Source organism: Comamonas sp. MYb21, from assembly GCF_037479395.1.
In the GTDB taxonomy this organism is placed as follows: domain Bacteria; phylum Pseudomonadota; class Gammaproteobacteria; order Burkholderiales; family Burkholderiaceae_C; genus Comamonas.
The window spans coordinates 175907-184605 of the sequence record NZ_JBBGZC010000013.1 but is presented as its reverse complement, the minus strand read 5'-3'; the positions used below and the strand labels follow the sequence as shown (position 1 = coordinate 184605).

The following is an 8699-nucleotide window of genomic DNA, read 5'->3' as shown; positions in this document are numbered from 1 at the left end:
TGCTTGTTCGTCATGGCACCTCCTATTGGGCCTCAGATTTGAGGCTCAGAGGTGTCTAGGAAACCCGGGGCGATTCACACTTTCGCGAGATTACGAAGGATCTACAGAGAGCAGAACGGCCTGCGCAGCGCAACAGCCTAGCTGGATTTCAGCCTCAAACAGCGCTCGGCAGCACCAGCATACCCGGTAATTAAATGTGATTTGGAGTTCACAAAGCAATACAATTTGAGTACGTTTTATAGAAAGACATACGATGATGGGCCTAACGGTCAGCCAGCGGATATCCGCCAGCTTTGCACTAATTATTGCGGTGATGTTCGGGATGTCCGCCACCTTTTATATGCGTGCGGATTCGAACCATGAGCGGGCTACCGACGTTCTCTCCTCCGACCTCGCGGGCATGGGATTCGCTGGCCAGATGCGCCAGGATTTGATCCTCCATTTTTACCAGACGCTCAACCTACTTCGGGATGCGGAGGCGAATGCCGGTCGCAGCAGCGACGTGCTCACCGAAAACAAGGCGCAGTTGAGCGCGATCGAAGCCAGTTTAGACAAGGTTTACGCCAAATACCTCAACACCATCACCCGCCAGGAAGATCGCGATGCGACCGCGGAGTTCGCGCTTACACGTGAGGCGTATCAGAAAAATACGCATCTGCTGGTTGAAATTTTGGAGCGTGGCCAGGTCGCTGAAGCTGCGCAGTTGCGCAGCGGGCAAATGCTGCCGCAATGGCGCAAGGCGCAGGAGCAGGTCAGCAACATCGTTGACTTGAACCAACATGCCGTGGAGGAGGACATGCAGACGATTCAAGAAATCGCAAGCTCCAACAAGCGCTTGGCAGTCGGTGCGCTGGTGCTGGCTCTGGTGCTGGCCATTATTTGCGGTCTGCTCTTGCACCGCTCAATACTACGTCCTATTCAAGCAACCTTGGCGGCCATGAAAACGCTGGGTACGGGCGACCTTTCGAGCAAGCTCAGTCTGAACCGTAGCGATGAATTCGCTGCCATTGAGGCAGGCTTCAATGGCATGGTCACCTCGCTTCGCGAATTGGTTGTTCAAGCACAGCGTTCATCGGTACAGCTGACAACGTCCATCACTGAGATCGCTGCAACCACCAAGCAACAACAAGCCACCGTCACGGAAACGGCTGCGACCACCAGCGAAATTGGCGCAACTTCGCGCCAGATTGCCGCGACCTCTCGGGAGCTGGTGCGCACCATGGGTGATGTCTCGGCCCACTCCGAGCAAACTGCAGCGCTGGCCGGGTCGGGCCACCGAGGCGTAGTACGCATGGCCGAGGTAATGCAGGAGTTGACCAGTGCCTCCGAAATGGTCAATGCCAAACTCGCCCTGCTTAACGAAAAGGCTGGCGGCATCAATCAAGTCGTTACCACCATCGTCAAAGTCGCTGACCAAACCAATCTGCTGTCTCTCAATGCTGCGATCGAAGCCGAGAAAGCGGGCGAATATGGCCGCGGATTTGGCGTAGTAGCCACTGAAGTACGCCGTCTGGCGGACCAGACTGCGGTTGCCACCTACGATATTGAACAGATGGTGCGCGAAATTCAGTCTGCCGTGTCTGCAGGCGTAATGGGGATGGAAAAATTCTCCGAAGAGATGCGCCGCGGCAATACTGAAATGTCCCAAGTTGGCGACCAGCTGTCACAGATCATCCACGAAATTCAGGTTTTGGCCCCGCAGATGCAACAGGTCAGTGAAGGCATGCAAACTCAGTCCAGCGGGGCCGAGCAAATTGAGCAGGCCTTGAGCCAACTCACCGAAGCCAGTAGCCAAACCGTAGAGTCACTGCACCAGGCCGGCATGGCAGTTGAGAACATGAGCGATGTAGCCAACAATCTGCGCAGCGGGGTTAGCCGCTTCAAGGTTTAATCGTGGCATTGACCCCAGCAACGGAGCCTGCACCGTTGCACCTGCTGTTCAACCTGGGCGCTGATCGTTACGCCTTGCCTGCCAGCGTGGTTCGCAAAATCATGCCCCTGCAACGGCTCAAGCATGTGCCGGAGGCCCCCGCCTGGGTGGCTGGTTTGCTGTCCTACCACGGGGAGATCATTCCAGTACTGGATCTTTGCCAGCGTGTGTTTGGGCAAAAGGCTCGGCATAGCATCAACACCCGCATGGTGCTGCTGCACTATTCGTCGACCCAATCCCTTGGCTTGATCCTTGAAAAGGCCAATCAGGTGATGCGCCTGCCTAGCCCCGCACAACAGCCTACGGGGCTGGATGCAGGAGGCGCCTACCTGGGCGCCGTTCAGGCGCAAGGCTTGGGCGACATGATTCAGCACATCTCCATTGAAGGGCTGTTGCCACCGGATATGGTCCAGTTGCTGTTCCCGCCCCAGGGCAAGCTAGCATGATTGAACGACTGGAACACCTCTTGCGATCGCTTATCGGACTCGACGCGAGTACGCTGGGCCGAGGGGCAGTCGAGCGCGCGCTGCGGCAACGGTTGAAGGCCAACTCCATGGATGAAGAAGCCTACTGGAGCCATATCCGCCAATCGCAGACAGAGCAACGCGCACTGATTGAAACCATGGTGGTTCCTGAGACCTGGTTTTTTCGCTACCCTGAATCGTTCTCGCTGTTGACCACCCAAGCGAGAGCGTTACAACGCCGGCTCCCTGTCGGGCAACCTTTGCGCTTGCTCAGCTTGCCATGCTCCAGCGGAGAAGAGCCCTACTCCATGGCAATCGCCATGTTCGATGCTGATTTTGCGGCGCACGAATTTCAGATTGATGCGCTGGACATCAGTCAGCGCGTCATAGAACATGCGACCCTTGGCCAATATGGCGTGAATGCCTTTCGCGGCGATGATCCAGGCATCCGCGAGCGGTATTTTCAACGTGAGGCGGATGGCTCCCACCGCATCCATGAGAGGCTACGTGCCGTGGTGCGCTTTCAGTGTGGGAACATACTCGGCAGCATCATGCAGCCTTCTCTGACGGACTACGACATCGTATTTTGTCGCAATCTGCTGATCTACTTTGACCGACCTACGCAGTTGCGGGCGCTGACCAATCTCAAACGCTGGCTGCGCGCCGACGGACTGCTGTTCACTGGGCCAGCTGAAGCAGGCGTTCTAAGCCAACAAGGCTTCGAATCGCTGGATGCCGCACACAGTTTCGCGTTCCGCCGCCGCACCCTGCCATGCCCCCCAGTGCCAGCGCGCCCCATATTGCCTGCGGCGGTCACGCCGCGCGCGCCTTCGCCTTTGCCATTGCGTGCCACTTCGGCCGTACGCCCCATGGCGCCTTCACCAGCTGCCAAAAGTGAATCGCCGCCAACGGGAGATGCAACGGCTGGAATGCGCAAAATCACCGAGCTCGCCAATGCGGGACGCAGCGCAGAGGCGCTCACTGCCTGCGCACAGCAGTTGACCCTGCATGGGCCGACCGCCGAGTTGTTCTTCTGGTGGGGCTTGATATGTGACGGTGCGGGCCAGGCCGAGGCTGCCCTGCGCCACTACCGCAAAGCGCTTTACCTTGAGCCCTACCACACCCGAGCCCTGGCACACCTGGCAGCCCTGCTGGTGACACAAGGCGACCACAGCGGTGCGGCACGATTACAGCAACGGCTGAAGCAGAGAGAAACCCAAGATGCCGGCAAGTCCTGATCCCCATATCCCGCTAGAGCCCCCAGCTATTGACGCCTGCTGGCAGCGCATTGGTGTTCGCGGCGACCGCTCCTGCGAGAGGCTGCTCCAGCATGTTCATTGCCATAACTGCGAACGCTATGCCGAGGCTGCCGCTCTGCTGCTCGATCGGCATGAGCTGGATCTGGAGACGGTGGACGAGGCTTCGTTCGCGGAGAATCAGCAACCTGAGCCGCTGGCTGATGGCCAGACACTGTCAGTCCTGATCTTTCGCATTGGGCAAAACTGGTTGGCTCTGCCTTCAACGCTTTTGCTAGAGGTATCGTTGCCCGTGCCCGTTCACGGACTGCCTTACCCCCGCAACCGTTCACTGCGCGGACTGTGCAATGTACGGGGAACCTTGGTTCCCTGTATGGCGCTTGACCTGGTATTGGGCCTGACCACCGAGACCACGCCGCAAGACCGCCCCCACATGCTGATACTGGACACACCTGGTGGCCCACTGGTGACGGAGGTTCAGACCGTGGAAGGCATATACGCGATTCCACTTGCCAAGCTGCAAAAGACGGGCCATGCCAGTGGCCTTGCGGTCAGCCAGCTAGCCTCTGCGGTGATGCAGTGGCGGCAGCACAGCATCACGGTGCTCCATGCTGATCGCCTGTTGCAAGCCTTGTCCAGGAGCCTTAGATGATCCAACAAGCAACACCGCTGGCACATCTCGCGATGTATGGACCAAAGGTCAAGCCATGAGCCTTGATGCCTACAAAGACAGCTCCATGCTGGAGTTGTTTCGTCAAGAAGCGCAGGCACAAACCCAGGTCATGGATTCATGCCTGCTGGTACTTGAGCGTGAGCCTACCGATCCCGCGCAGCTGGAGGCCTGCATGCGTGCAGCGCACTCACTCAAAGGTGCGGCACGCATTGTCGGCTTAGATGTCGCTGTGACATTGGCCCATGTGATGGAGGACTTGCTAGTCTGGGCCCAGAGCGGCAAGGTCCGACTGAGCACCACACGCATCGACGCCCTGCTACGCGCTTCAGACGCATTGAGGCAGTTGAGTGAAGGGATCAGCGTGCAAGGGCTGCCTGCGCTGCAAGCAATCCTGGCAGAAGATACGCAGCAAGATGCGCCGGCACCCGATGCCATGCCGGACTTCACGCCGGCCTTGCCGGAAGAAGTCTCCCCCATTGAGACCAACGAGCCCGAGCCCGCCGGTGAACTGCATGACCGTATCCTGCGTGTGTCAGCCGAACGCCTGGACCATCTGCTCGATCTGGCGGGACGCTCACTGGTGGCTGCACAGCGTACCAAGTCCCTGGGCCAAGAGTTGGCACAGCTCAAACGCCTGCAAGACCATCTTGATCGATCCCTGCATGGGTTGCGCGATGCGCTGCTGGGACAGGAGCTACCGCCTCGTGCCAAGGCCTTGCTATCCGATGTGAACCACTGGACGCTGGAAGCCAAAAGCCAGTTGCAACAACACACAGCGGCTTTCGACAGCTTTGGCTGGGCCTTTGAGCAGCGCAGCCAGCGCATCTATGACACCGTATTGGCATCGCGCATGCGACCCTGCGCGGATCTGATGGCTGGCAAGGCGCGCATGGTGCGTGAGCTCAGTCGCAGTCTTGGCAAAGAGGTATGGCTGAATCTGGAGGGCGAAGAGGTACAAGGAGATCGCGACGTACTGGACACATTGGAAGCACCACTGATCCAGTTACTGCGCAATGCGGTGGACCACGGCATTGAAAGCCCCGCACAACGGTTGGCCAGCGGCAAGCCCGCACAAGGCAACTTGGTACTGCGGGCTCGGCATGCTGCTGGGCTCCTGGTCCTTGAGCTGGAAGACGATGGAGCAGGCGTGGACCTCGCTCGCGTACGCGCCGCGGTCATCGCACGCAAGCTGGCCACAGAAACGATGGCCCAGCACATGCATGAGGAAGAATTGCTGGCTTTTCTGTTCCTGCCGGGTTTCAGCGTGAACGAGAAAGTCAGTGAGATCTCTGGCCGTGGGGTGGGCCTCGATGTGGTCCAGCACACGCTGCGTCAACTACGCGGTACGGTGCGCGTCCGCCAGCAACAGGGGCGAGGGACAGTGTTCCAGCTGCAACTGCCGCTGACCTTGTCGATGCTGCGCTGCTTGGTGGTGGAGATCAGCGGTGAGGCCTACGCGCTTCCGCTTGCGCAAGTGGAGCAGACTTTGCGTATCCCGGCGGACGCCATCAGCATGGTGGAGGGTCAGCAACATATCTGGGTACGTGAGCGCGCCATCGGTCTGGTCGCTGCCCACCAGCTTTTACAACTGCCGCATGGCAAATCCGATCCGCTGGGGCTCCCAGTGGTTTTGATACCGCACCACGACCGAAGCCTTGCCATTGCGGTAGACAGGATTGTTGGCGAGCAAAATCTGGCTGTCGTTCCCATCGACTCCCGCCTAGGCCTGCTGCGCGGAGTGGAGGCAGGTGCCCTGCTCGATGACGGCAGTCCGGTGCTTATCGTGGATATGGATGACTTGCTGAACTCCGCTGACAAGCTCTTGGGCGCAGGCCAAGTCGAAAGGGTTGCACGGTTGTCTGAAGGGCCGTCACTGCGGCGCAAGCGCGTATTGGTGGTGGACGACTCGCTGACCGTGCGTGAGCTGGAGCGCAAGCTGCTCATTGGGCGCGGTTACGAGGTGACTGTGGCCGTGGATGGCATCGATGGCTGGAACATTCTGCGTGCAGAAAAATATGACCTCCTGGTGACCGATATCGACATGCCCCGCATGGATGGCATTGAGCTGGTAGGCCTGGTAAGACGCGACGCACAACTGCAGTCCATGCCCGTGGTGGTTGTATCCTACAAGGACCGCGAGGAAGACCGCAGACGCGGCCTTGATGCGGGAGCCGACTACTACCTTGCTAAGTCGAGCTTTCACGATGAAACATTACTAGAGGCTGTACACATGCTGATCGGCGAGGCTGTTGAATGAAGCTTGGACTGATGGTTAACACCCCTGAGTTGGCGCAACGCCTCGAACACGCTTTGGAGCCGCTGCACGACATCCACTGGGTGGCACAAGACGAGACGCAAGCCTTGCGCCTGTGTCGTGACATGCCCCCTGAGCTACTGCTGCTGCAACTGGGCACAGCTGATCGAGTGGCCTTTTCGCAACGTGTCATGAATGAGGCGCCATGCCCTTTGCTGCTGCTGGATCTGGCGACCGAGCTCCATACCGAATGGGCATTCAATGCCTTGGGCCACGGTGCCCTTGATGTGGTGCATCTGCCCGAATTGGCGAACGACAGCGCATTCAATCCAGCACTGCTGCTGCGCAAGATCCAGAACATCGCCTGGCTGGCCACGCCCCCGCAGCCTGTTACCCACCGAGCCACGCGCACCAGCGCGAAACGCGCATGCCTGATTGCCATCGGTGCCTCCGCTGGTGGGCCCGCCACACTCAACCAGTTGCTGCGTGAACTGCCTAAAGATCTTGACGCCGCCGTGGTACTGGTTCAGCACCTGGACGACAAGTTCTCTGCGGGCATGGCTGAATGGTTGGCGCGGGAATCAACGCTTCCGGTACGCCTGGTTCAGGCTGGTGAGATACCGCAGACCGGCGTGGTCTTGCTGGCTGGCCGCAATGAGCATTTGACGGTGAGCCGCCGCGGTGACCTGCAGTATTCACTCAAGCCTGACGCGCAAATTTACCGTCCGTCGATCGACATTTTCTTTCACAGCATTGCCGAGCAATGGCGAGGTGATGCCATCGGTGTGTTGCTAACGGGTATGGGGCGAGATGGGGCAGATGGGCTCAAGGCCATGCGCGAGCGAGGCTTTGCCACCATTACCCAAGACCAGTCCAGCAGCGTGGTGTGGGGAATGCCCAAGGCCGCCGTTGCAATAGATGCGGCAGCTGAAGTCCTAGCTCTGGACCGCATCGCCAACCGCTTGGCCGAACTATGCCGCTGGATGGCGGTAAAGAGAAATTCATGACTCCTATTCCAACTCTGGATGAAAACACCTCTGCCGGGGAGCCTGGCGAGCTTGAAGTCAAAGTTTTACTAGTAGATGACCAAGCGATCATCGGCGAGGCCGTACGGCGCATGCTGAGCCATGAGATCGGCGTGTCTTTCCACTACTGCGGAGACCCGAAAAAAGCCATGGAAATGACTGAACACATCCAGCCGACCGTCATCCTGCAAGACCTGGTGATGCCCGGTGTTGATGGTCTGGACTTGGTGAGCCAATATCGCAACAATCAGAAATTACGCGACCTGCCCATCATCGTTCTGTCATCCAGGGAAGACCCGAAGATCAAGAGCCAGGCATTTGCAGTGGGGGCTAATGACTATCTCGTGAAACTGCCAGATGCTGTGGAACTGATAGCACGTCTCCGATACCACTCCCGAGCGTATCTGGCGATGAAGCAACGCGACCTGGCGAACCAAGCCTTGCGCCTGAGCCAACAGCAACTCCTGGAGAGCAATCTTGCGCTGCAGCGTATGACGAAGCTCGACGGCTTGACTGGCTTGTCAAACCGGCGGCATTTCGATGAGCACCTGGACCTGGAATGGAAACGCGCACGGCGAGAGAGAATTGAACTCTCACTACTGATGATCGATGTCGATTTTTTCAAATCCTATAACGACAATTTCGGCCATGTGATGGGCGACGAGACCTTACGCAGCGTGGCCCAGGTCCTTGCACAATCCTGCTCGCGCTCCGGTGATCTGGTCGCCCGATATGGGGGTGAAGAGTTCGCTATCATTCTGCCCAATACCTCGCAAGACGGCGCATGCTCGCTCGCCAATAGTGTGCGCCGCGCAGTCCAGGCACTAGCGATTGCACATGTTACACCGGTAGCCGATGCCACAGTGACGGTCTCCATCGGAGTTGCCACCATGGTGCCTGAGCAAGACCTCAAACCCATTGCATTGATACAGCGCGCAGACATTGGGCTGTACCAGGCCAAAGAAAGTGGTCGAAATCGCATCGGCGTAGCCTGAGTACGGTAAATTTCTGATTCGATGCGATCTTGATCAGCAGGGGATGGGCTTCCTCCGGCTCGCCAAAGCTCTGGTAGCGTTGGATGGTCGCAAGTCTACGCA

The 8699-nt window shown here is 58.4% G+C and carries 7 protein-coding genes; all 7 read left to right on the top strand.

Annotated features, from left to right (window positions below):
- Window positions 1-253 precede the first annotated feature (253 nt).
- Genes WH367_RS19860 through WH367_RS19830 form a run of 7 tightly spaced genes read left to right on the top strand, consistent with a single transcriptional unit; the run spans window position 254 to window position 8597 of the window.
- Window positions 254-1891, top strand: a complete 1638-nt coding sequence (locus WH367_RS19860) for a methyl-accepting chemotaxis protein (protein ID WP_339537380.1) — start codon at window positions 254-256, stop codon at window positions 1889-1891.
- A 2-nt stretch (window positions 1892-1893) separates the two neighbouring features.
- Window positions 1894-2376 carry a chemotaxis protein CheW gene (locus WH367_RS19855; protein WP_027010358.1) on the top strand — a complete coding sequence of 161 codons (483 nt, stop codon included), beginning with the start codon at window positions 1894-1896 and terminating at the stop codon, window positions 2374-2376.
- Window positions 2373-3632: a CheR family methyltransferase gene (locus WH367_RS19850; RefSeq protein ID WP_021024701.1), complete on the top strand. Its 1260-nt coding sequence runs from the start codon at window positions 2373-2375 to the stop codon at window positions 3630-3632. Before WH367_RS19855 ends, WH367_RS19850 begins: the two co-directional genes overlap by 4 nt.
- Window positions 3616-4302, top strand: coding sequence for a chemotaxis protein CheW (locus WH367_RS19845; protein WP_339537379.1), 687 nt, complete (start codon window positions 3616-3618; stop codon window positions 4300-4302). The genes WH367_RS19850 and WH367_RS19845 overlap by 17 nt, the downstream gene beginning before the upstream one ends.
- 55 nt (window positions 4303-4357) lie before the next feature.
- Window positions 4358-6580 (top strand): hybrid sensor histidine kinase/response regulator, encoded by a 2223-nt coding sequence (locus tag WH367_RS19840; RefSeq protein WP_339537378.1) that lies wholly within the window; start codon window positions 4358-4360, stop codon window positions 6578-6580.
- Complete coding sequence (cheB, locus tag WH367_RS19835) at window positions 6577-7584, top strand: chemotaxis-specific protein-glutamate methyltransferase CheB (RefSeq protein WP_021024704.1); 1008 nt, start codon at window positions 6577-6579, stop codon at window positions 7582-7584. The genes WH367_RS19840 and cheB overlap by 4 nt, the downstream gene beginning before the upstream one ends.
- A complete protein-coding gene (locus WH367_RS19830) occupies window positions 7581-8597 on the top strand; it encodes a diguanylate cyclase (RefSeq protein WP_339537377.1) in 1017 nt (338 codons plus the stop codon). Before cheB ends, WH367_RS19830 begins: the two co-directional genes overlap by 4 nt.
- Window positions 8598-8699 lie beyond the last annotated feature (102 nt).